The 22720-nt window shown below is 65.4% G+C and carries 28 protein-coding genes; 1 reads left to right on the top strand and 27 read right to left on the bottom strand.

Annotation, left to right across the window (positions count from 1 at the left end):
* Positions 1 to 104: 104 nt before the first annotated feature.
* From GE073_RS01675 to GE073_RS01585, 26 genes are all read right to left on the bottom strand, one after another.
* The gene (locus GE073_RS01675) at positions 105 to 335 is read right to left on the bottom strand and encodes a cold-shock protein (RefSeq protein ID WP_028599334.1); all 231 of its coding nucleotides are present in this window, start codon (positions 333 to 335) and stop codon (positions 105 to 107) included.
* An 86-nt stretch (positions 336 to 421) separates the two neighbouring features.
* Complete coding sequence (locus GE073_RS01670) at positions 422 to 625, bottom strand: cold-shock protein (protein ID WP_028599333.1); 204 nt, start codon at positions 623 to 625, stop codon at positions 422 to 424.
* 174 nt (positions 626 to 799) lie between these two features.
* Positions 800 to 1465: a response regulator transcription factor gene (locus GE073_RS01665; protein WP_028599332.1), complete on the bottom strand. Its 666-nt coding sequence runs from the start codon at positions 1463 to 1465 to the stop codon at positions 800 to 802.
* Positions 1437 to 3803 carry a sensor histidine kinase gene (locus tag GE073_RS01660; RefSeq protein WP_153782607.1) on the bottom strand — a complete coding sequence of 789 codons (2367 nt, stop codon included), beginning with the start codon at positions 3801 to 3803 and terminating at the stop codon, positions 1437 to 1439. The genes GE073_RS01665 and GE073_RS01660 overlap by 29 nt, the downstream gene beginning before the upstream one ends.
* Before the next feature lie 19 nt (positions 3804 to 3822).
* Positions 3823 to 4002, bottom strand: a complete 180-nt coding sequence (gene comX / locus GE073_RS01655; protein ID WP_153782606.1) for a competence pheromone ComX — start codon at positions 4000 to 4002, stop codon at positions 3823 to 3825.
* A 321-nt stretch (positions 4003 to 4323) separates the two neighbouring features.
* Positions 4324 to 5244, bottom strand: coding sequence for a polyprenyl synthetase family protein (locus GE073_RS01650; protein WP_084137366.1), 921 nt, complete (start codon positions 5242 to 5244; stop codon positions 4324 to 4326).
* Between the two features lie 248 nt (positions 5245 to 5492).
* On the bottom strand, positions 5493 to 6029 hold the full coding sequence (locus tag GE073_RS01645; RefSeq protein WP_153782604.1) for a GntR family transcriptional regulator: 537 nt from the start codon (positions 6027 to 6029) through the stop codon (positions 5493 to 5495).
* On the bottom strand, positions 6026 to 6796 hold the full coding sequence (locus GE073_RS01640) for a nitroreductase family protein (protein WP_153782603.1): 771 nt from the start codon (positions 6794 to 6796) through the stop codon (positions 6026 to 6028). Before GE073_RS01640 ends, GE073_RS01645 begins: the two co-directional genes overlap by 4 nt.
* A 70-nt stretch (positions 6797 to 6866) precedes the next feature.
* A complete protein-coding gene (locus GE073_RS01635; protein ID WP_028599329.1) occupies positions 6867 to 8246 on the bottom strand; it encodes a YcaO-like family protein in 1380 nt (459 codons plus the stop codon).
* Positions 8243 to 8833: a TOMM precursor leader peptide-binding protein gene (locus GE073_RS01630; RefSeq protein ID WP_028599328.1), complete on the bottom strand. Its 591-nt coding sequence runs from the start codon at positions 8831 to 8833 to the stop codon at positions 8243 to 8245. Before GE073_RS01630 ends, GE073_RS01635 begins: the two co-directional genes overlap by 4 nt.
* Positions 8830 to 9654, bottom strand: a complete 825-nt coding sequence (gene mpaM, locus GE073_RS01625; protein ID WP_153782602.1) for a daptide-type RiPP biosynthesis methyltransferase — start codon at positions 9652 to 9654, stop codon at positions 8830 to 8832. Before mpaM ends, GE073_RS01630 begins: the two co-directional genes overlap by 4 nt.
* Positions 9655 to 9988: 334 nt before the next feature.
* On the bottom strand, positions 9989 to 10837 hold the full coding sequence (locus GE073_RS01620; protein ID WP_153782601.1) for an SDR family NAD(P)-dependent oxidoreductase: 849 nt from the start codon (positions 10835 to 10837) through the stop codon (positions 9989 to 9991).
* A 12-nt stretch (positions 10838 to 10849) separates the two neighbouring features.
* Positions 10850 to 12091, bottom strand: coding sequence for an ABC transporter permease (locus GE073_RS01615; protein WP_153782600.1), 1242 nt, complete (start codon positions 12089 to 12091; stop codon positions 10850 to 10852).
* Positions 12088 to 12984, bottom strand: a complete 897-nt coding sequence (locus GE073_RS01610; RefSeq protein WP_028599326.1) for an ABC transporter ATP-binding protein — start codon at positions 12982 to 12984, stop codon at positions 12088 to 12090. Before GE073_RS01610 ends, GE073_RS01615 begins: the two co-directional genes overlap by 4 nt.
* Before the next feature lie 33 nt (positions 12985 to 13017).
* Positions 13018 to 14226 (bottom strand): daptide biosynthesis intramembrane metalloprotease, encoded by a 1209-nt coding sequence (mpaP, locus tag GE073_RS01605; protein WP_153782599.1) that lies wholly within the window; start codon positions 14224 to 14226, stop codon positions 13018 to 13020.
* 197 nt (positions 14227 to 14423) lie between these two features.
* The gene (locus GE073_RS24965; RefSeq protein WP_164820113.1) at positions 14424 to 14561 is read right to left on the bottom strand and encodes a daptide-type RiPP; all 138 of its coding nucleotides are present in this window, start codon (positions 14559 to 14561) and stop codon (positions 14424 to 14426) included.
* 39 nt (positions 14562 to 14600) lie between these two features.
* Entirely contained in the window at positions 14601 to 14726 is a 126-nt protein-coding gene (locus GE073_RS25720; protein WP_255309619.1) for a daptide-type RiPP, read from the bottom strand.
* Positions 14727 to 14764: 38 nt separating this feature from the next.
* Positions 14765 to 14902 carry a daptide-type RiPP gene (locus tag GE073_RS24960; protein ID WP_164820112.1) on the bottom strand — a complete coding sequence of 46 codons (138 nt, stop codon included), beginning with the start codon at positions 14900 to 14902 and terminating at the stop codon, positions 14765 to 14767.
* Positions 14903 to 14943: 41 nt separating this feature from the next.
* Complete coding sequence (locus tag GE073_RS25895) at positions 14944 to 15060, bottom strand: daptide-type RiPP (RefSeq protein ID WP_304363383.1); 117 nt, start codon at positions 15058 to 15060, stop codon at positions 14944 to 14946.
* 45 nt (positions 15061 to 15105) lie between these two features.
* Positions 15106 to 15225, bottom strand: a complete 120-nt coding sequence (locus GE073_RS25890; protein WP_304363382.1) for a daptide-type RiPP — start codon at positions 15223 to 15225, stop codon at positions 15106 to 15108.
* A 45-nt stretch (positions 15226 to 15270) separates the two neighbouring features.
* Positions 15271 to 15381 carry a daptide-type RiPP gene (locus tag GE073_RS25885; protein WP_304363381.1) on the bottom strand — a complete coding sequence of 37 codons (111 nt, stop codon included), beginning with the start codon at positions 15379 to 15381 and terminating at the stop codon, positions 15271 to 15273.
* Between the two features lie 164 nt (positions 15382 to 15545).
* Positions 15546 to 15677 (bottom strand): hypothetical protein, encoded by a 132-nt coding sequence (locus GE073_RS25715; RefSeq protein ID WP_255309618.1) that lies wholly within the window; start codon positions 15675 to 15677, stop codon positions 15546 to 15548.
* An 8-nt stretch (positions 15678 to 15685) separates the two neighbouring features.
* Complete coding sequence (gene mpaD / locus GE073_RS01600; RefSeq protein ID WP_153782598.1) at positions 15686 to 17104, bottom strand: daptide-type RiPP biosynthesis aminotransferase; 1419 nt, start codon at positions 17102 to 17104, stop codon at positions 15686 to 15688.
* A gap of 17 nt (positions 17105 to 17121) precedes the next feature.
* Positions 17122 to 19488, bottom strand: coding sequence for a hypothetical protein (locus tag GE073_RS01595; RefSeq protein ID WP_153782597.1), 2367 nt, complete (start codon positions 19486 to 19488; stop codon positions 17122 to 17124).
* A 248-nt stretch (positions 19489 to 19736) separates the two neighbouring features.
* Positions 19737 to 20603 carry a DUF5808 domain-containing protein gene (locus tag GE073_RS01590; protein ID WP_228551226.1) on the bottom strand — a complete coding sequence of 289 codons (867 nt, stop codon included), beginning with the start codon at positions 20601 to 20603 and terminating at the stop codon, positions 19737 to 19739.
* Positions 20604 to 20825: 222 nt separating this feature from the next.
* Positions 20826 to 21443, bottom strand: coding sequence for a YdhK family protein (locus tag GE073_RS01585; RefSeq protein WP_153782596.1), 618 nt, complete (start codon positions 21441 to 21443; stop codon positions 20826 to 20828).
* A 224-nt stretch (positions 21444 to 21667) separates the two neighbouring features.
* Between GE073_RS01585 and GE073_RS01580 the strand changes: the two genes are divergently transcribed.
* Positions 21668 to 22081: a DUF2500 domain-containing protein gene (locus GE073_RS01580; RefSeq protein WP_228551225.1), complete on the top strand. Its 414-nt coding sequence runs from the start codon at positions 21668 to 21670 to the stop codon at positions 22079 to 22081.
* 105 nt (positions 22082 to 22186) lie between these two features.
* Here GE073_RS01580 and GE073_RS01575 read toward each other — a convergent pair whose 3' ends face one another.
* On the bottom strand, positions 22187 to 22633 hold the full coding sequence (locus GE073_RS01575) for an SRPBCC family protein (RefSeq protein WP_153782595.1): 447 nt from the start codon (positions 22631 to 22633) through the stop codon (positions 22187 to 22189).
* Positions 22634 to 22720 lie beyond the last annotated feature (87 nt).

The raw sequence follows: 22720 nt of genomic DNA, 5'->3' as shown, positions 1-22720 counted from the left end.
GAGGCAGGAGAGACTGTGATCGTCCTCACGTTTCCGCCTGGAAAAACATGCACGAATGCGGCATAAAAAAAGACAGCCCGCTCGGGGCTGTCTTCGGGTCTGGCCTATTCGTCGCCGGAAGCCTGCTTTTTCAGCGCGGAAGCGCTGTTGTCATGCAGCACCGGCAGCTCGCGGGTCGCGTGCTCCATCGGAGACTGGCATAAGAAGCATGTCGGCACTTCGTCCAGAGCGAAATTTTTGCGCATCCATCCATTGCAGTCCTCGCTTACGCAGGACCAGATCTCGGTGATCTCGGTCGGCAGCTCCGCCTGAGGTTTCTTGCGGGAGTAATACATTCGAGCTTCGCCTCCTGTTCAAAGTAGCCCGCCTCCTGGCGCCGGCAATTCGAGAAAAAAAGCCCTGCTGATGCAGGGCGCGGCAATTAGTAGATTTTAACGACGTTCTCGGCTTGCGGGCCGCGGTTGCCGGCAACGACGTTGAACTCAACGCGTTGGCCTTCATCCAGCGTGCGGAAGCCTTCGGATTGGATGGCGCTGAAGTGTACGAATACGTCTTCGCCGCCCTCTACCTCGATGAAGCCGTAGCCTTTTTCTGCGTTGAACCATTTTACAGTACCTTGTTGCATGGAACATTCCTCCTTGATGGGATTTACGTAAACAAAAGAAAAAGCCGCCGTTCGGAAAAGGGCAGCATCGCCGGCCCTCTTCGCCTAGGCGACTGGTGTCTCCTATACGATTCCCTTATTGTAGCACGTTCCGGTACCCAAAAGCAAAGAATCCGCTGGAAAAAGTTCCACTTTTCACCGGAACTCGCTCGCCGACAAGATGCCGAGCCGCTTGGCCTCGACGATCGCCTCGGAACGGGAGCGCACGCCGAGCTTCTCGAAGATGCGCGTCAAATTGTATTCCACCGTGCGCTGGCTCATGAGCAGCTTGCTCGCGATATCGCGATTGCTGCTGCCGCTGGCGACCTCCTGCAGGATCTCGGTCTCGCGCTCGTTGATGCTGACCTCCTCCAGCACGCGCTCGCCATGCTCCTGCGGCAGCCGGATGTCGCGGCGCCGCAGCTGGCGCAGCAGCTGCACGGGCACGATCGCTTCGCCCCGCAGGACGCAGCGGATCGAGGTGAGCAGCTGCTCGCGCGAGGCGGTCTTGCTCACGAAGCCGCTGACGCCGGACTCGATCAGCAGATTGAAGTTGGGACTGATCTCGTAGCCGGTGTAGATCAGGATCCGGTGCTCCGGATTGGACGCCATCAGGCGCTTGGTCAGCTCCAGGCCGCTGATGACCGGCATGTTGAGATCGAACAGCATGACGTCGAAGGCCTCCGCCTTGACGATCTCCAGCGCTTCCATGGCGGAATGCAGAACCGTAACCTTCATGTCCGGGTCTTGTTCGATCATCGTCTTGGTTCCTTCGCCTACGGAAGGGTGATCGTCAACCAGCAAGATTCGAATCGCGCTCATCTATCCCATCTTCTCCTTCATGCGCCGCCGATTCGATCGGCAGCCAAAGATCGACTTCCAGTCCTTCGCCCGGCTCCGACAGGAACCGGATCCGGCCTGCATGGCTCCGCACCCTTTCCTTGATGCCGGAGAGGCCCATATGCTGATACGAATCCTGCAGCTTCTCGAGCGCCAGCCCGACGCCGTCGTCCCGGTAGCGCAGCCGCACGCCGCCCTCGTCCTCGCGCAGCTCGATGCGGATGAGCGTCGCGCGGGCATGCTTGCTCGCGTTGACGAGCAGCTCCTGCACGATGCGGAACAGCGTTAGCGTCTCCTCGTCGCCGAGCGACTCCGGCGGCTCGCCGGCGTTGAACTCGATCGCGTAGTTCGCGCGGATCTGCTGCTGCTCGAACAGGCTGCGCAGCGATTCGACGAGCCCCATCTCCTTGAGCAGCGGCGGCCGCAGCTCGTTGCAGGTCTCGCGGATCTGATGGATGACGTCCAGCAGCCCCTCGCGGATGTCCGTCAGCTGGCCGCGCATCTCCGGCGGCATGTCGTGGTCGAGCATCGCCGCCTCCAGCTTGCGGTACCAGACGAGCTGGTCCTGGAGCGCCGTGTCGTGCAGATCCGAAGCCAGCTTGCGCCGCTCGCTCTCGGCCAGCTGGAAAATCATGCGCAGCACCCACGAGGGCGTTCCTTGGCGCTTGGACATCTCGGCCTCCAGATCTCCGATCAGATTCTCGATCAGATGCAGGTTTTCGAATACGATGGCGCTGTAGTTGGCCAGCGTCTTGAGCCACCCGAGCTCGTCGGGATTGAACTTGGTGCGGTTCGTCTTGTCTCCGATCCAGAGGATCTGGTAGGAGGAGCGCTTCTGCCCGATGACGACGGCCAGGCCCGTCGACAGGACGACGGCGGCGCCGACGCCGAGCCGGCGGCCGCTCGCGGCGAGCTCGCGGGCGGCGATCGCCTGGGGCGTCTCGGCCGCGTCTTGCGCCTGCGGCGCCGATTCCGGCTCATACCGGAAAAAAGCGACCTCGCGCACAGGCAGGATGGACCGCACCTCCTGCTCGAGCACCCGTTCGAGATCGGCCTGCTTCATGACGCGCGAGATGCGCGAGGAGAAGCGGTCGAGGCTGCCCTGGAAGTTGTTCAGGTCCTTGTTCCATTTCGGCCGCAGCCGGTAGTCGAGGAACTCCTTGCCGAACAGGAAGGCCGTGATGAGCAGGTACACGACGAGGAACAGCTGCACCCAGCCGACCCAGGCGAGCTGGCGGTGGTTCGTGAGCACGACTGCCAGTCCCGTGATGAGCAGCGTCGGGAAGAAGGCGATGATCGTGTAGTACGAGAACCGGCTCAGGAAAAAGTCGATGTCGAACAGCCGCTGCGTCGTGAACATGTACAGGTAGACGATCGGCAGTCCAAGCAGGAACGCCGCCGCCACCTGCCCCGGGATGATCGGCACGCCGAACAGCAGCGGCACGCCGAACAGCAGCAGAAACGGCAGAAACCCGACCAGATGGCCGAGCAGCGTCAGCTTGAACAGCGATTTCAAGTCATCCTGCCGATGAGCGAGGTACGAGCGGACCAGCTTGTAGATGATGTATGCGTTGCCGAGCACGAAGTAGGCCATCAGGAAGATCGACTTGGACGACAATGCTCCGGTCAGCTCGGCCGCCTGTGCGGCCAGCTGCGCGATAAAGCCGGCTCGCATCAGGAGCATGGCGCCCCGCGAGGCGAATCGCTTGCCGTAGCGCTGCAAGTAGCGGTCCAGGAAGAGCAGGAAGGTCAGCGGCACTCCGGCAAACGATACGGTGAGGAGGATTCGGCCGACGAAATCCCCTCTTCCCGACAAGATAGCGCTAAGATAGGCGAAGCCGACGCTAAGGAAGAAGAGGATCAGCAGCAGGGCTGCCGGATCATCCCGCTTCCGCTTGTAGACAAAAGCGGAGAACAGGATGAACACCAGCAGAGTCAGCGAAGGCAGTATCAAGTTGAAGAAACGCTTTTCCCCGCTCAGCTGATGCTCAATCTCGTAGGCAACGAGCTGTTCTCCCGAAGGAGTATCGCGCATCAGTTCAACGGATGAGAGCAGCTCCAGATATCCGAACGTCCGCACCGGGAACGATTCGTTCGGCTCTTTTCCGTCGATGGCGATGACCCGGTCGTTTACCTGAATTTTTCCTTGACCCCAGGAATCCGAATCAATGCTCTCCACCCTGTAGAAGCCGTCCCCGCTCGGGACCACGTTTACTCCGATGGTCGGGTAGAACGAGATCATTCGGATCAAATACAGGGTAAGGAGCAAGACCGTCAGGACGAACCCGATCAATTTCAGCTTGGAGGACAGCTTGTTCACCTACTCTTCAATGTTGATTTTACGACCAATAGCTGGCTTGAAGAAGTCTTACTCCGTTCCCCTGCTCCCGGCGCTCCACCACGTCTACGAACGCTCTTTGCTCCGCATCGCTGAGGCCTGCCAGTTGAAGCTGTCCCATTTGAATTCGCATCACAGAGCCGGATTCCTTCACGATAGATTGGATCATTTCTTTCAACATGGTACATCCCTCCGAATTGGGTTTTAAGAGCGTCGCATCTCTTAATTCCACTATAGCAAGGCGCCAGGATGTCGGAAACGAAAAGCAGCTAGGGGAAAGCCGCAAACGTTGTTGCGCGCCCCGCATGCGGCTGCTTGCGGAGATGGCGGGCTGCGGGATGGCGGGGCCGCTGATACGCCGGATGGCGGGATTCAGACCCTCGGCCGGCGGCGTTGCCCTCTCTTGCACCGAAGAGTCCGCCCGACTCGGGCTGGCTCGCCCCCGCGCCGAAGCATTCGCCCGCACTTGGCCGAGCCGGCTCCCGCACGGAAAGTCCGCCCTTTACTCCGCCAGAGCGAGCATCTGGTCGCGCCAGCCTTCCTCCAGCTCCAGCTGCTCCAGCAGCTCCAGGAAACGGTAGTAATGCGTGCGCATGCGGACCGACGAGTAGAGCATCGTGCCGGTCTTCTCCAGAATCGCCTCCAGCTCCTCGCGCCGGTGGCGGACCTCCTCCATCGAGAGCCGGCCCTCGTAGTAGTCGATCACCCAGCGGTCCTCGTCCGTGACGGCCTGCAGCAGGAACAGCGTCGGCAGCGTAAGCTTGCGGTTCAAAAAGTCGTTCTTGTCCGTCCAGTTGGCCAGATCGCGGATGTCGTTCTTGATCTGGGCGGCGATGCCGAGCTGCTCGGCGTAGCCGCGCACCTGCTCCTTCCACTCGCCGGTGGCGAGCACGGTGCCGATCATGCAGCCGCAGACGAGCAGCGCCGCCGACTTCTGGCTGACCATCGCCAGATAGGCGTCCTCGTCGGGGATGTCGTTGAGCAGGTCGAGCGTCTGCCCGTGCACGGCGGTCAGCACCTGCATGCTGAGCAGCCGCGCGGCCTGCTGCGCCCGCTCCGGCTCGAAGCCGCTCTCGAGCAGCAGCCGCTGCGCGATCATCAGCATGCCGAGCGCCAGGTTCAGCGCAATCTCCGGCCGGTACGCGCTCCACGGGACCGCCGGATTGTCCTGGTCCTGCACGTCGTCGATCATGTCGAGGCTCAGGATCATCAGCTCCACCGCCGCCGCGGCCCGGTAGATCCGCTCGTCGTCCTCGCCCTTGTACATGCGGTAATGCAGCATCGTCATCTTGCCGAACAGCATCGATTCGCTCAGCTTCTGCTCCAGGCAGGCGAGCGCCATCTCGCGCAGCTGCGGCAGCACGAAGTGCGCCTCGACGCTTTCCTTCATCGCCTGCTCCATCCGTCTGATCGTCTGCTCCATCAAATCCCCCCCCGATCTGATCCCTATGCCCCAGGTGTGAGCGACTACGGCGTGTGCATGAGGTCCCATGACTTATTCCACAGAAAATTATCCATATCCTTCAATCCCTGGGAGCGGACAGCCGAAAAAAGCCGTTTCCCTGCCTGCAGGCAAGGAAACGGCTGGATAGGACCGCAAGGCCATTCCACACGGCCCCCGAAAAGTCCCGCCTGCGCCGGCGCGGGAACCGCTTTCTGCATCCGGGACGCTTACGGACCGCCGCTCGGCTCGCCGTCGAGGGGACGCGGATCGAGCGGGCGCTCGTCACGCGGAGGGCCGCCGCCCGGGCCTGCCGCAGGTCCCGGATCCGGCGCAGGTCCCGAGGCGCATCTCTCGAGCTGCTCCTCGAGCAGCAGCCGCATCTCGTCCGGCTTCAGGCCATACTTCGAGCCGGTCGCGACCGCGCTGCGGAAAGACTCCTGCACGAGCGCCCGCGACCATGACCGTCGCGCGGAGCGCTCCGATCCGCTGCGGCAGACGAAGGTGCCGATGCCTTTGGAGATCGTCAGCAGCCCTTCCCGCTCCAGATCCAGGTAGACGCGGCGAACGGTGATGAGGCTGCAGCCCAATTTCGAGGCGAGATCCCGCAAGCTGGGCAGCTGCATATCCTCCGGCAGCGCCCCGCTGTGGATCAGCTCGCGCAGCTGAGCCTCCAGCTGGGCGTATAGCGGCTGCGCGCTATCCGGCGAGACGCGCAGCGGCAGCTCCCCCGGGGAAAGGGGGAGCGGCTCGGTGCGGTCTGTCATCGGGAAGCCTCCGGCTCGGCCTGCAGCAGCAGGCAGCTCAGCGCGACCTCGTACTGGCCGTCAAGCCCGAGCAGCTGATGCACGCGGCTGTCGTAAAAGCCGAGCACCGGCTGCAGCCTGAGCCCGCTGCCGGCCGAGCAGGCGGCCAGCCTTTCCGTGATGCGGCCCCCTTCGAGCAGGCTCAGCCGGTAGCCGCGCTCGCCGAACAGCTGCAGCGACCGATGCAGGTTGGCGGCGACGAAAATCGCGCCCTGCAGCGGACCGGCGTTCACCGCCGGATCGAACAGCGCGGAGCAGCGCTCCTCGTCCGGAGCGCCGAGCTCCTGCAGGCAGTCGCCATGCGGATGGAAGTAGAACAACTCCAGCCGCTTCGTCGCCGAGCTGCGCGAGAGGATGTACAGCTCCGGCGAGTCGAGCGCCGCCCCGCCGAGCTCCTCGAGCGGACCGAAGTCCGCGAACGGAGCCGTCTGCGGCTGCAGGCGGCGCAGGCGGACCAGCAGCCGGCGCAGCGCGGGATGATCGTTCAGGCCGCCCTCCGTCTCCGCCTCCGGGTCGTCCGCCAGCCGGGAATGCGGCGCGGAGAAATACCGCTTGGCGGGCGTGGCGGGAGCGTTCATCTGCGCGAACAGCTTGCGCAGCATTTTCATCCGGGAGCGGGTGAGCACCTCGAGCTGGGGATAATGGCTGGAGTTGAGGTGATACGTCAGGGACAGAGAATCTTCGCCGGCGAGCGCGTCGGCGCGCCAGTCGATGAACTTGGATTGCATGGAATCACGCCCTTATGGGTTGATGGTGCGGCCGAGGCGCGGGAGGCGCGAGGCCGCCGGTCGAGGCCAATCAAGGAAAAGGATGCGGGCTGACGTTCAGCTCGGAAGGAGCGATCGGCGAGCTGCGCCAGCCGAGCTCCACCGGCACGTCGTAGATGCGGCGGCTGGCGATCAGCCGCTCGCGCTCGCTGCGCGGCAGCTGGATCGTGCCGGGCACGATCATCTTGACGACATGCAGCCCGAGCTCGCGCACGTCGTCGGTCGTGACGTCGACGCAGAGCGGCTCCAGGCCGCGCGCCTGCAGGGCTTCGACGAGATAGGCGAGCCGCTCCGCCTCGGAGGCGGAAGCGACGGCCGGAGCCGGCGGCACCGGACGCAGCAGCGGCGAGGCCGCCGTGAAGGCCAGCTCCTCATGGGCGAACGGCTGCTCGTAATACGGAAGCCGCAGGCCGTAGTCGGTAATTTGATGCGGCAGCAGCGACGGCAGTCCCTCGGCGTAGATCTGCGCCTTGTTGCCGATGAACAGCTGGCTGATCTCCATCAGCGTCTTGACGACCGCCTCCTCCATGGACAGACGCGCCGAGCCGCCGAAGCTGACGCGGCCGTCGTTCGTCCGGAGCAGGCCGAACGACGACGGAATGCCGGTGTCGCCGGTCGTATCCACGATCGACAGCTCGAAGCGGCTCTCGTCGAGCAGCTCGCGGAACGGCCGCGCCAGCGGATGATCCCGGATGTCGAGCCGCGGCAGCGAGGCCATGTTGTACCACATCATCATGAACGCGTCGCGCTCGACGATTTCCAGCAGCCCGCCGATCATCGCCTGCTCGAGCGTCGAGCCGGCGGCCGATCCGGTCATCAGGCCGAAGCAGATCGCCGCTTCGTCGTCGCTCTGCGGCACATAGGAGTCCCACGCGATCGCGGCGGGCACTAGCTTCTCGCGGCCGGTCGCGAGCGAGACGGCCGGCACCCAGCGGATGCGCGCCTGTTCCGTGAACGGCTGGTAGGGGAACTGCCAGGCCGCGTGCTGCTCCGGCGTGTACAGCGGCAGCTCGCGCGGATGCAGCGCCTCCGCCCGCAGCTCGCTCCACGAGGCGAACACGGTGCGGTCCGGCATGACGTAAGCGGCGCAGTAGCGCTCGACCGCTTCGGCGACCGCCGAGACGTTCGCTTCCTGCAGCGTGAAGCCCATGCCGCTGGCGAACCGGTCGATCAGCCCGTGCTGGCGGCCGCCGAACGCCTTCGGATCGGCCGGAGCGGCGAGGCTGAGGAACAGCGCCGGATCGCCGGGATCGGTGCTGAGGCTCATCAGCCTGCGCACCATGCCGCCCTGCGGGCTGATCGCCCGCGCCAGCGGCTCCGTCAGGCCGAGGGCAAGGCCGAGCGGCCGGCTGGCGACGCTTGGGGACGCCGCCGCCGCGCCGCTCCAGCGGCGGATCAGCTGGCGGCTCATGGCCGATGCACCAGCCCGGCCTCGGTCCACGGCTGGGCCGCGAGCCGCGCCTGATGGCGCAGCCCGCAGGACGGGCAGGTGGGCAGCCGGTACACCGGGTTCACCTCGCCCTGCAGGTGAAAGGCGTCGAACTCGACCTGATGGCCGAGCGACAGCGGCGCGAAGCTGTTCGTGGAGCGGGACAGCCATTTGACCGTCTCCATGACGGCCAGCGACGCCACCATCGACCAGCTCGGATCGAATCGGCTCGGCTTCGGCGCAAGCGGCGGCACGCCGTTCGCGCGTCCGCGCAGCTCCAGGCATTCGTAGCAGGCCGTCTCGCCGGGGACGACGATCGGTCCGAGCCGGCCGACCGTATGCGAAAACGCGACCGGCAGCCACGTCAGCCCATGCTCCAGGGCGTAGGCGTTGAACGCGGCGCCCTGGCGCTCCGCCTGGAGCACGAGCACGAGGTCGCTGCCGGGATCGATCTCGCCGAACGCCGACGCGGCGCGCGCTTCGACGCCGAGGCCGCGCAGGGCGGCGGCGATCGGCTCGGCCTCGCCGCTCTCTCCCCATCCGCCCAGAAGGGTGACGAAGGCGTTCATCGGGCGCCCTCCTTCTCCAGAATCAGGCAGCGCACGTTGCCGTCGCCCTCGACGCTGTACGTGCGGGTGTCCACGATGCGCAGGCCGGAAGCTTCGATGCTGGCGTAGATGTCCGGCTCGGGGAAGAATTTTTTGAACGTGGAGCCGAAATAGCGCTTCGTCTGGTCCCCCTGGATGACCTCGGCGTAAAAATTCATGACCGCGCTCTGATCGTCCAGATTCTCCTCCTCGCCCATGAGCACGAACTGCTTGTGGTCGGGACCGAGATCGAGCGTGACGCCGTTGACGCGGCCGCCGCGCAGCTGGCTGTTGTGGATGTCGTTGGACAGCACGTAGTCGAAGACGAACCGTCCGCCGTCCGCCAGATGGCGCTCCACCGTCTGCAGCATGCGCTCCAGGTCGGCCTGCTGGCGCAGCAGGCTGATGCTCGTCGCCGACAGGATGATGAGCGGGAACTTCTCGCCGAGCTCGAAGCTCGTCATGTCGCCTTGGCGCACTTCGATGCGGTTCTTCAGGCGCGGCGGCAGCTGCTCGCTCTTGCGACGGCACAGCTTGAGCATATCCTCCGACAGGTCGAGGCCGACCGTCTGGAAGCCGCGATTGGCCAGATGCATCAGGACGCGGCCCGAGCCGCAGGCCAGCTCCAGCACCTTGCCGTCGCCCGCAAGGGCCGCCGCCTGCTCCAGCAGCAGCGGGATGTCATAGTCCGTGCGGCCCGCCACCGCCTCGTAGAACTCGGAATAGTACCCTTCATACAGGTCGAAATCCTGGCTGCCGGGCAGCCCCAAATTCCTCAGGTCCTTGAATACGCCGAAATACATCGCAACCGCCTCCTCGCGTCGAATGGATAGGGATAAGTGCCGCTTTGAAGCGCCGTCCGCCCTCGCGGAAGCCGCCGGGCGCCAAGGCCCGGGAACCGGCTCCGCTGCGGACGATGCTTGATCGGGCCGGGTATCCGGCCGGGCGCTGCGCCGCCGTCTGACCGCCGGGTATCCGGCTCTCGGCGCTGCTTATGGATGCTCTTCGCCGGGTATCCGGCTCGGGTGCTGCTTATGGATGCGCTTCGCCGGGTATCCGGCTTGCGGTGCTGCTTATGCGTGGCGGACCCTCGAAACGGAACTCCCGGTCGGGCAGCCGCCTCAGGCGCTGCCGCCGTCAGATGGCGGTCCAGCCGCCGTCGACGACGAGATTGTGCCCGGTGATCATGCCGGCCGCGTCCGTCGCCAGGAACAGCGCCGAGCGGGCGATGTCCTCCGGCGTCGCGAACCTGCGCAGCGGCAGCTTGGGCAGGTTGGCCCGCAGGAACTGCGGGTCGGTCAGATGCGGCTCGCTCGCCTCGGTCAGCACGAACGTCGGCGACACCGTGTTGACGCGGATGCCGTATTTGGCCCATTCGACCGCGAGCGCCTTGGACAGATGGATGAGTCCGGCCTTGCTGGCGCAGTAGGGAGCGCGGTTCTCGTTGGCGACGACGCCGTGCTGCGAGGCGATCATGACGATCGAGCCGCGCTTCTTGCGGACCATCGCCTTGGCCACCTCGCGGGTCAGGAAAAACGTGCCCTTGAGGTTGATGTCCACGACAAAGTCCCATTCCTCCTGCGTGAGCGAAAGCGCCGGCTGCAGCAGGTTGACGCCGGCGTTGTTGACGAGGTAGTCCACGCCCGCTTCAACCTCGCCGCCGATGCGCGCCGCCGCCTCCTCGATCTGCTCGAATCGGCGCAGGTCGAGCGGCAGGCAGCTCGCCTGCACGCCATGCTCCCGCCGCAGCGCGGCGGCGCTCTCCTCCAGCAGCGGCAAGCGATCCGGCAGCTCGGTCAGGACGAGCGACGCGCCGGAGGCGGCGAACTGCCGCGCGATCTCCTCGCCGATGCCGCGCCCGGCTCCGGTCACCATCGCCCACTGGCCGAGCAGCGGCCGGGCCGCCGCATCCTCCCCCCGGACGGCCGGGGGTGGGATCGGGACGGGACGGGCGGCCGGCGTCTCCCTGGTGATGTCTATCGCCATGTGCGCCCCTCCTTACATCGTCGACCGAAGCGCTTTGTAGATCAGCTTCGGCGTCGGCTTTTGCCCGTAGAGCAGCACGCCGACCTGATAGACCTTGGCGGAAATCCAGCAGGCGAGGACGGAGGAGGCAAGCAGGATGAGCGTCGGCACGAGAATCTCCATCCAGGACGGGTCGGACATGCCGATCCGGACGAACATCGCGAACGGCGTCGCGAACGGGATGTAGGAGCTGACGACGGCGAGGCTGCCTTCCGGGGAGCCGAGCGAGAGCAGCGCGACCACGAAGCCGCCCATCATGAGGAGCGAGACCGGCAAGGTCACGGCGTTGACCTCCTCGCTGCGGCTGACGAGCGAGCCGCAGGCGGCGAACAGCGCCGCGTAGAAGAAGTAGCCGAGGATGAAGAACATCACGAGCAGGACCATCGTCTTGGCATCCAGCATCGAGAAGTCGACCGTGAAGCCGAACAGGCTGAGCCCGCTGCCCGAGCCGGAGGCGAGGATCATGCCGTAGCCGATGCCGAGGATCAGGACGAACTGCAGCAGGCCGGCGAGGCCGACGCCGAGCACCTTGCCGAACAGCAGCTGCTCCGGCTTCACCTTGGTGATGAGGATCTCTTTGACGCGCGAGCTCTTCTCGACCGAGACGGAGGTAGCCACGCTGCCTCCGCACATGTAGAGCAGCAGATAGAGCATGAAGCTGATCAAGTAAATCGGCATGTACATGGAGAACATGGACTTGCTGCCCGCCTTCAGCTCCTGCACGTCGAGCTGCAGGGCCGCGGTCACGCGCTCCTTCTGCGCCGGGTCCAGCGTCAGCTTGGCGAGCTCGCTCGCCGTGTACGCCCCTTGCAGGTAGGTGCCGAGCGCTTCGGCGTAAGGCGCGTCGTCGAGCTTGTTGACCGTAAGCGAGAGCACCGGCTTGCCGTCCTTCTCCTCGATCGCCGCCAGGCCGAGCAGGCTGTCGTCGTCCTTGGCCAGCTGCGCGCGGGCTTCGGCTTCTCCGGACGGCTCGATCAGCTTCCAGGCGTAGGAGGGCGATACGCCCTGCTGGAGGCTTTCCGACGTGACCGCCAGGTCCGTCTTGTTGACGACGGCGATCGTGCCGTCCACCGATTCGCTGTCCGATTGCAGCAGCTTGGGGAGGAAGATGAGCGCCGCCAGCAGCACCGCTGCGATGTAGATCGTCAGCGTGAACGCTTTGGAGCGGAGACGCTCCCGGAACGAATACTGGAATACGAGGCCGAACTGCTTCATGCTCCTTCGCCTACCTTTTCAATGAAGATTTCATGGAGCGTCGGCTCCTTGATCTCGAACTTGAGCAGCTTCACGCCCGCGCCCGCCATCGACTGCATGAGGCCGTGGGCCTGCTCCTCGCTGTCGACCTTGACCTGCCACTCGTGGAGCGACTCCTCGACCGGCCGCACGCCGAACGTCGCCAGATGCGGGGTCAGGTCCTGCTCGCTGCGCAGCAGCAGGCTCGTGCGGCCGTAGGAGCGCTTGATGTCGGCGAGCTTGCCGGAGACCGTCATCTCGCCGCGCTTCAGGATGCACACCTGGTCGCAGAACCGCTCGACCTGGCCCATCTGGTGGCTGGAGAAGATCATCGTCTTGCCGAGCTTCAGCTGGTCCTGCACGACGGCGGCCAGCATGTCGGAGTTGACCGGGTCGAGGCCGCTGAACGGCTCGTCGAGGATGACCAGCTCGGGATCGTGGATGAGCGACGAGATGATCTGCACCTTTTGCTGATTGCCCTTGGACAGCTGCTCGACGCGCTTGCCCTCATGCTCGGCGATGCCGAGCCGCTCCAGCCAGCCGCGCATCGCCTTGACCGCCGCCGGCCGGGAGAGCCCTTCCAGCATGGCGAAGTAGACGAGCTGCTCGCTGACCTTCTCCTTCGGATACAGGCCGCGCTCCTCCGGCAAATAGCCGATGCTCGGGCGGTTGTCCTTGATCGGCTTGCCGTCCCACGTGATGGAGCCGGACTCGTACTCGACCAGGCCGAGGACGGAGCGGATCGTCGTCGTCTTGCCCGCCCCGTTGCCGCCGAGCAGGCCGAACGCCTGGCCGGTGCGAGCCTCGAGCGAGATGCCGTGCAGCACCGTCTTCCCTCCGTAGCGCTTGATCAGATGATTGATTTCCAGTCCCATCTCATATCCCACCTTGTCTTGGTTTGGAGCCGGTCAGGCCGGCTGTCTCATCGTCCGGAAAAACTTGCCCATATGATAGAGCATGACGACCGCGATGCAGGCGGTCACGAGGAAGCTGAAGGCGCCGATCCAGGCTTGCAGCCGCTGCTGCACCTGCAGGATGCCCCACAGCCAGAAGCATGGGGTGAACGCCGTCGCCGCCGCGCCGTAGGCGAGCAGGATCGCGCGCTCCCGGCGGCTGGCGCCGCTTTGGGCCGCCTCCCCGCGGAATTTCGTCAGCCGCAGCAGGCTCCACAGGGAGCGGAACGCCTTGGCGCGCAGGTTGGCGATGCCGAGGCCGTGGCTCAGCATCCAGTAGCCGTCGAGCTTGACGAGCGGCAGCAGGTTGAGCACGCTCATGCCGAGGTTGGCGAAGGCGTAGTACAGCAGCAGCTCCGACGGCTGCGCTCCGGCCGCTTGGAGCGCGCCGTAGGCGAGGATGGCGAGCGAGGAGAGCAGCCACTGGCTGAACACGCCCGCCGCCAGCACGGCCAGCTTATGCCGCCTGCGCCGGAACGTATACGTGTCGCTCACGTCGCAGAACATCGCCGGGCTGAAGTAGAACAGCATCGCGCCCATCTGCTTCACGCGCCCGCCGTAATATTTGCACGTCATGCCGTGGCCGAGCTCGTGGATGACCGTCGTCAGGACGATCATCGCGTAGATCGCCGCGTACTGGCCCCAGCCGAGGCCGTACGGGTCGAGGCCGACGGTCAGCTGCGGCTGCGACAGCAGCAGCGCGAACGCGCCGAGCATGACGAGCCCGTAGGCGGCGATCGCCGCCGGGTGGAGCAGCAGGCGGATGAGCGGCAGCCGCCGGTCCAGCCAGGCGTCGGGATCGACGGAGAAAAACTTGATCGTCGTCAGGTCGTCGATGCGCCAGTTGAAGCGCCACTTGCGGGCTCCGGCCGCCTCCTCCTCCGGCAAGGCCGGGTCGAGGAAGCCCCATTCGCCGAATTTGGCGGCGAGATAGGCCCGCTCCTCCTCCGTCAGGCTGCCGGCGTAGGCCGGGGCGGCTTGGGCTTGGGCGGCCGCTTCGCCCTGCGGCGGGTCCGCGGCGGCGGCGGGGACGGCGGCGAGGAACTGCAGGTACTCCGTCTCGCGCGGCCCCATGCGGATGAACTTGCGGCTCGATTTATGTTGAACCAGGAATAGGTTGTTTTCGATCTCATGGATATCGAAGGCTAATGATGCGGTCGACATCTCGTTCACCTCGAATCGTGGATAATGTCCGGGTCAGGCTTCATCGTTAATCCAGGAAAAAAATAATGCGGCGATGCTCGTCATGGGGAGGACTCCCCCGCCCGGCTCCATCGTCCGGGCGGGGAGAGAGTCTCCCATCTGAAGCGGCTGAGAGGCTCAGCCGGGTCTTGCGGGCGATTCTTCGTCCGAAGCGGTTCTTAGGTGAAGGCGATGATGGCCGTGACGGCTGCGACGGCGCCCAGGCCGACCGCTACGCCTTCGACGAAATCTTTGCCGCTGCCCGGAGCGGATACGTCCTCCAGCAGCTCCATGTGCAGGTTCAGCGATTGGTTCATGGATGATTCCTCCTTGGATAGGGTTAAGTAAAGCTTCGATTACGTGAAGGCGATGATGCCGATGCCGATTGCGACGCCTACCGCTACGCCGGCGATGTACGCGCCGTCGCCCGGTGCTGCGATGCTTTCCATTTCCTCCAGTTGGAGGGACAGAGCTTGGTTCATGGTTTTGGCCTCCTTTCCGAAAAGGTACGGGGTCGCTCTTACGTGAAGGCGATGATCGCCGTGACAGCCGCGACGGCGCCCAGGCCGACCGCTACGCCTTCGACAAAGTCCTTGCCGCTGCCCGGAGCGGATACGTCCTCGAGCAGTTCCATATGCAGGTTCAGGGATGGATTCATGGATCATTCCTCCTTGGATGAAAGTGGATGGGATAAATGGATTACGTGAAGGCGATCGCGCCGATGCCGATGCCGATACCGATGCCGACGGCAACGTCTTTCCAGTCCGGAGCGGAAACAGCTTCCAGCTCCTCGAGCTGCAGGGACAGGTTTTTCATGGATTTCACCTCCTTGGCGTAATGTCGGATGCAGGGAAACGCGGATTACGTGAAGGCGATGGCGCCGATGCCAATGCCGATGCCGATGCCGATCGCGACATCGCCCCAATCGACCGGAGCGGCGACCGCCTCGAGCTCTTCGAGCTGCAGGGACAGGTTTTTCATGGATTTCACCTCCTCTCAAGGAATATCGCTATGCGGGAATCGGAACTAGGTGAGGGCCGCGATGCCGAGTCCGATGGCGATGATGACGACAGTATCTTGCCAGCCTGGAGCCGCGACGGCTTCCAGCTCTTCGAGCTGCAGGGAGATTTCGTTCATGGATCTCACCTCCTGAAAGGGAATGGGCGGAGCGGGAGCGATTAGAACAGGATGATCGGGTCGATCGGGAACGGAAGCGGGATCGGAAGCTTCGGGAACGGAAGCGGCCAGATTGCCATCACGGTCATCACCTCCTGAGCGGAATGTCGCCGTTGCGAAAAGGGTCAGCGGAAGGAAAGGAAGCTGCCGATGCGGTGCAGGCAGGCCCGCAGCCGGGAGATGACGGCGGCCTCCGGCTCCGGCTCGGCCGGAGTCAGCTCCAGCGGCGAGGCCAGGTCATGCTTGGCCGGACTCATGCTCGCGCTCACCTCCCTCCCAGCGAGCGGGCGACGATCTGGACGATCTTGCGGATCTCGCCGTCCTCGATGATCAGCGGAGGGAACAGGTGGAAGCCGGTCGTCACGCCGGGCGTGTGGATCGGGTAGACGAGCAGGCCGCGCTGTCTCAGCCGGGCGACGACCTCCCGCAAGCGGTCCGGATCGAGCAGCGCCCGGGTCGAGCGGTCCGAGGTCAGGGCGACGCCGATCATGAGCCCTTTGCCCCGCGTCTCGAGGAACATCGGATTCGCGGCCAGCGCTTCCTCCAGCAGGCGGCGGAGCAGCTCGCCCTTGCGGGTCACCTCCGCCAGCAGGCCGGGCCGCTCCAGCGCCTCGACAGTCGCGAGGCCGGCGGCGCAGGCGATCGGATTGCCGTTCTGCGTCGACAGATGCTCGATATGCGATCCGGCCCGGGCGAACGCCTGGTAGATCGCGTCGCTGAACAGCGTCGCACCGAGCGGCAGATAGCCGCTGTTGATGCCCTTCGACAGGCAGAGGATGTCCGGCGCCGCGCCGCTGTGCTCGAAGGCGAACATGCGTCCCGTGCGGCCCATGCCCGTCGCCACCTCGTCGAAGGCGAGCAGCGCGCCGGAGCGGTCGCACAGCTCGCGGACCCGCCGCAGGTAGCGGTCCGGCAGCGGCAGGATGCCGCCCGAGCCGATGATCGGCTCGAGGATGATGCCGCCGAGGCGGCCCTCCTCTTCCTCGAACAGCCGCTCCAGCTCCGCCAGCCGGCGCTCCAGCAGCTCGCCCTCCAGCACGGCGGGCTTGCCGTCGTCGCCGAGCGGCACCGGATGGAACCGGAAGCCGGGCACTCGGGGGCCGTAGCTCTCCGAGATCTCCTGGTCGATGCCGCTCGCGCTCATCGAGCCGTAGTACGTGCCGTGATAGGACTTGTCGAGCACCGCGATGAGCGTGCGTTCCGGACGGCCCGACAGCTGATGGAACTTGCGGATGAGCTTGATTGCCAGCTCCACCGACTCCGAGCCGGTGCAGGTGTACGCGACCTTGGCCAGCGCCGGCGGCGTCAGGCGCAGCAGCGTCTCGGCAAAGGCGAGCGTCGTCGGGTTCGCTCCGTCGACAGGGTTGACGTAAGGCAGCCGGTCGAGCTGGTCGACGATCGCCTGGCGGATGCCGGGATGCCGATAGCCGAGCGAGACGTTCCAGAGCCCGCTGATGCCGTCGATGTACGTCTTGCCGTTCGTGTCCTGGACGTAGATGCCCTCGCCGGCCGCGAAGGAGGGGAAGGCTTCGCCCAGACGGACATCCTTGAGCGGATGGACGATCGGGTAGCCGGGCGGCGGCAGCGGAGCCACCGGAGCGGCGGCGCTTCCCGGCGCAGGGACGGATGCAGGCGCCGGCGCAGACTCGGGCGCAGATGCAGATGCAGGTGCAGGTGTCAGCATAGCGGATCTCCTTTCGTTCACGATGCCCGTGCGGGCAGATTGAGGCAGCCTTGGCGGCTGAACAGCTCGATCGCCTGGCTGACGGCGGCCGCCGCGTAGGACGGCTCCGTGCCGTACGCCGCTTGCAGCGCGCCGGCCAGCTCGGCTTCGGTCGCGCCGACCATGAGCCCTTCGAGCAGCAGCGCCATCGGCTCGCTCAGCTTGAGCACCTTTTGGCTGACAGCCTGGTAGAGCACCGGCGTGCCGTCCGTCGTCAGGAGAAAGACCGCCTCGCTGACGAGCGAGGGACGCTCGGCGCCCCCGGACAGCGGGTAGTAATGCGTGCAGGTCGGCAGCGAGACGAGCAGCGTCTCGGCGTCCAGCGCGGACAGCGCCTGCGTATGGCGGCGGAGTCCCTTGACGAGCTGGACCACCTGCATGTAGCGATGCAGCATGACATGCTTGCGGCGGATGGAGCAGTACTGCGCCGCCGTCATGTAGGACGGCAGGAACGCGCACTGGGAGCAGGTCGATCGAATCTCGCAGGAAGCGCATCCGCGCAGCAGCTGCTCCTGATCGGACAGCACCGCGGCCTGCATGAGCAGCTGGTCGGGCGTATCGTCCAGATGGCCGATCGGCGCGCAGCCCCGGCAGGCGGCGACATCGCCCTCCCCGTCCGCGAACAGCCTCGGCAGCTTGCGGGCCGAGCAGGCGCCCGCCGCCGACCAGCGGCAGCTGTCCGTCACGTACGACTGGACCTCGTAGCCATGCGCGAAGCGTCCCGTGCGGCTGAACGCGTCGACGTCCTCCAGGAACCGGTCGAGGTCGCGCTCGCTTCGGATGTCCAGCAGCCGGAAGTCCGCAGAAGCATCGGCGCCTTCCTCGGCTGCGGCTTCCTCGTAGCGCTGGCGCAGCAGCGAGATCGGCTCGGCCAGCAGGAAGTCGTTCAGCTGAAGCTGCCAGCGGCCGCCGCCCAAGCGTTCCAGCCGGTTGGCGTTGGAGAGATAGGTTCCCTCGCGCTCCGCCTCGCTGCTCGCCTGATCGAAGCGGCGGTCGAGCCGCTTCCACTTGCCGTCCTGGTCATAGAAGATCGGGGGCTCGACAGAATTCGAGTTTTCTTCCCCGTATGCTTGGTTTTGTTCGAAGAAGACGGCGCTGTTGAGGGCGGAGTGCTCGCCTATGCGTCGAATCGTCTCGGGCCTCCAGCCGTCCTCGCCGACGCCGATATGCTTCGCGCCGCCCCCGAGGACATGGGCCGGATAGTGCCCGGTCATGAAGGCGAGAAAGCCGTTCACAAGCGCCGTCTCCGGGCTGGAGCCGAATCGCTCGCGCGCCAGCTCCTCCAGCGGAGACGGCAGCAGCGTGCGGGCTTGCGCGCCGGCGGCAGCCGGGACGGCAGCAGCGATCGCATCCCGGGCGAGCAGTCCTTCGTCCAGGCACTGTCTGAGCTGCCCGGCGACCCGCCGCGCCCCCGACTCCGTGCTGCCAGGCGCTGTCTCCAGCACGATGCGCAGCCGCAGGTCCGGGTATGCGATCCTCAGCTCCCGCAGCATGTCGGCCAGAAAAGGCTCCGCCTCGGCCAAGCTGTCCGGCAGCCGCAGCGTCAGCGTGCTGGCGCCCAGCTCCGCGAGGCGGGCGGCGCCGCCTCTCCGCCAGCGCTCCAGCGTCAGCTCCGCCGACCAGGTCGCGCTTGCTCGGCACGCCTCCAGCGCTTCGGCGACAGCGGCCTCCCGCGCCTCGTCGGCAGTCGCCGCCTCGTAGCCGAGCAACTGCAGCTCCGGCCGCATCTGGCGGGAAGCGGCGGCCGCGAGCCGAATGTCGCGGAGCAGCCGCTCCGGCGAATGCAGCCGGATGCCGCCCTGGGCCGCATCGCCTCCGAGGCGATCCGCCGCCTTGACCGCCAGCAGCGGAGCCTGCCGCATGGACGCCGCATCCTCCCATACCCCGGCGATGGCGTCGAGCGCGTCAGCCTCGTCCGCTTCCTCGCTCGGCGCGTCCGGCTCCAGCAGCCGGTGCAGGACGCGTTCGGGCTCCGAGCGGACGAGCCGCTCCACCGCGTCCGGCAGCGAGCTGTCCGGCAGCTCGGCCGCCCATTCGCCGAACCAGAAGATCCGGAGCGAGCCGTCCAGGGCTCCGAGCGTCCCGCTCAGCTCCCGGCAGAGACGGTAGGAGGCCGGAGTGACGTGGAAGGCGACGGCATCGTTGCCGAGCGAGAGCAGATCCTCGGCCGTCTCGTACCGTCCGGCCAGGCTGGCCTGGATGTACTGCGCCGTCGGCGTGCCCTGCTGCCTGAAGTAGGCCCTCACGTACCGGCAGTCCAGCTGGTCCGTCGCTGCGAACAGCCTCGGCGAGCTCGCCTCCAGATGGACCAGCGTCAATCCGCTTCCGAATGAAAATCCCTGCATGCCGTCTCCTCCTCGCCCTCGTCGTCTCTTCGTTCCGTTGCCCGCTTCCGGTTCGTGCTGTCGTTGTTTCCCTTGATTTCACTATAAGCGATCTTTTTCCATTTCACACCGAAAACGAGGCTTCGTCATTCCACAAACGGCTTGCGGAAAAGAACCGAAAGCCGCAAACCCGCGCCATGGCTCGGGTTTGCGGCTTTGCGGAGGCGGCGCTGCCGCCGCTGCGGGAATTGCGGCGGCGCGAGCCTGGATCAGCGGCTGCCCTGCAGCCGCTCGTACAGCTCCCGCGTCCGCGCGGGATCCTCTTCATTGTAGTACACATAGCGGCCATCCAGCCGGAAGCGGATGTACGGCGGGCGGTCGCGATAGACGAACAGCTGCGCCTTGCCGAGCTCCCTCAGCCGGAAGCTGCCTCTCAGCACCTTGCCCGTCGCTTCCCCGCTGAGCTTGGCTCCTCGCGGAATCTCGTCCGTCAGGCTCAGCTCGGCGACCTCTCCGAGGTCAAAGGAGGCGGAGTGCAGCGGATAGTCGATGCGCACCTGCTTCTCCGCCAGCTCCAGCTTCGGCGAGACGAGCTCGGACACGAGCAGCAGGGCGCAGACGAGGCCGAGCACCGCCGCTGCGAGCCCCAGCGTCACGCCGAGGAACCACTTGCCGCCGCGCGACGCCGAGTTCACCGTCATCCCGATGCCGACCCGCTTGGCGACGAATACGGCCGAATCATGCGGATTATGATAGGTGAACCCGTTCGCCCACCATTCGTCCTCTTCCTCCGGCTTGCCGGGCCTTGCCGTCGGAGCGGACCAGCCTTCGCGGCGCTTGAGCGCCAGCGTCGTCCGGAACGCGCGGCGGAACGGCCGGACGAGCAGCAGGACGAAGGCGAGCAGCCAAGCCACGAAGTAAAGGGACTGGAAGGCAATCCAGTCATAGAGCGCGTAGAGCGGGATCAGCGCCAGCGCCATGCCGAGCGCGGCGGTCTTCATCTCGCGCCGGAAGCGGGCGCTCGCCGCCTCCAGCTCGGGATGCGACGCCGCTTCCGGAGGAAGCGCCACCGCGAACCGCATGCCATGGCGATAGGCGGCCTGCGGGAGATAGGTGCCCAGCATCGAGGCGTACACGATGACGACAACGACCGACAGGATGATCAGAAAAGCGACGATAGACCTTCTCTCCTTTCATCGCGGAAAGGACGGAAGCCGGAAGCCCGTCCCGCAGCCTGGTCCTTGCCGCTGTTCGTTTTCGTTTCATTATAACGTATGAGGTACGCTTCTCTAGGCATGCGCAGCACAAAAAGCCGAATGACGGTCTCATCCGGCTCTGTGCGCTCATCCGCCTGGCGCCTACTCCGCCTTCAGCTCGCTCTCCGTCACCCATCTATGGTTCTTGACGGGCTCGCCGCCGTCCGTAGGCGCATAGTCCACGGCGTACACCGTTGTCTGCTCCGCCGTATCGATCGTCGCCACGGCGCCGTCCATGCCGGCCATATGCTCGGCATCCAGCACGACCTCGTCGCCGGGCTTGTACGGCTCGGAGCCGGCGCCGTCGATTTCCTCGTGCACGACCCATTCATGGTTCGTCACCCTTTCCCCACCGGTCGTCGGCGTGTAGGACACGGAATAGACCGTCGTCGCATAGGCGCCTGAGATCGTCGCCTCCGCGCCTTCCATGCCCGGCATATGGTCGGTCTGCAGCTTGGCTCGGCTGCCGACCGGGAATGCCGGGTTTTGCGCCGCCACCATGCCGTCCGGGAGCTCGTCCGAGCCATGGTGCATGCCTTCATGAGCGGAGCCTCCCGCCCCGTTGGCCGACGACGCCTCGTTGCCCTGCATCGCGCTGCCCGCTTCGGAGTTCGCCGCATTCATGTTCATCGGGCCGTGATCGCCGCTCTTGGCCCCGCAGCCGGCCAGCAGCAGCGCCAGCGCCGCTGCCGCCGCCCACCCGTTTCGTGTTCGCTTCATGGTTCATCATCCTCTCTGATTCGTCGTCTGTCTCTTCCTAGTGGCCAGTATGTCCTTCCCCCGGCCGCGTCAGACCATACGGCTCTACTGTACCCGGAGGTTGTGAAGATCCTATGTAGACCATCCGTCCGCCCCTATCCACCCGCCCATATCCGCCCAATTTTGAAACTTTTCTCCTCCTGCTGCGTCTCATGTAGAAGATTCTTTCCAGAGGAGGCTGCCTCATGCATTCGACTTTCGGATCGGGCGACGGCTTCGGACCGCCGGCCGGCTTCAACTTCATGTTCACGCTCGTGCCGGTGCTGATCGGCATCGTGTTCGTCATCGTCATCGTCACGATGATCGCGCGCGGCGTCCGCTACGCGCAGAACGCCAGCTCGCCGCGCGAATCCGTCCACGCCCGCATCGTCTCCAAGCGGATGGAAGTGCACCATAGCTCCGGCCATTCCCACGGCCCGGACAATCAGTTCCATACGTCCGGCTCCTCGCGCACGGACTACTACATCACGCTGGAGTTCGAGAACGGCGAGCGCAAGGAATTCCTCGACGTCAAAAAGCTGTACGGCCTTGTCGCCGAGGGCGATGTCGGCTACGCGCAGACGCAAGGCGAATGGATCGTCGCCTTCGAGCGCAGCTGACCAGGCAGACCCCCTGAGATCGGCCATTCCAACGCAAAAAGACAGCCTGCCCCCTCTCATCGGGGCAGGCTGTTTTTCTCTTTCTTCCGATCGGCTTCGTTCGCGTCAGCCCGCCGCCCGCTCCTCGATGGCGGCCGCCGTCGCTGCGGTCAGCTGCTCGACCGCGCGCGGCACGAACTCCTTCATGACGCTGTTCATCATCATCGCCATGAGCCCCTTGCCGCTGATGTCGAGGCTGCCGACGAGGCTCGCCGCCGCGCCTGCGGCCGCAGCCTCGAAGCTGCCGCTGCCCTCGACGGGATCGGAGAGGCCGGTCAGGCGGAAGGCGACCCGGCTCGGGTCCGCTCCCTCCTCCAGCTCGAGCTTGAGCTCGACGGCTTTTTTCGTGAAGCCCAGATCGGCCTTGAACGTCCAGACCGACTCCCGCGCGCTGACGATCTCGTGCTTGATGTAGCCCGGCATGAGCGGCTCCCATCGGTCGGGATCGCGGATGAAGGCTTGGACCTGCTCCAGACTGGCCTTGACCTCGCTGCGATGCGTTCCGCTTGGCATGGTGAAACCATCCTTCCGTCGGCATGTTGGTTCCCGGCTTCCCTCGCCTCTGCAGCTGTTGCATGACAGATAGAAAGCGCTATCATC

The sequence above is a fragment of the Paenibacillus sp. B01 genome (genome assembly GCF_009649995.1).
In the GTDB taxonomy this organism is placed as follows: domain Bacteria; phylum Bacillota; class Bacilli; order Paenibacillales; family Paenibacillaceae; genus Paenibacillus_O; species Paenibacillus_O pasadenensis.
Note: the sequence above shows the minus strand (reverse complement) of the source record. Positions and strands in the feature narration are given on the sequence as shown.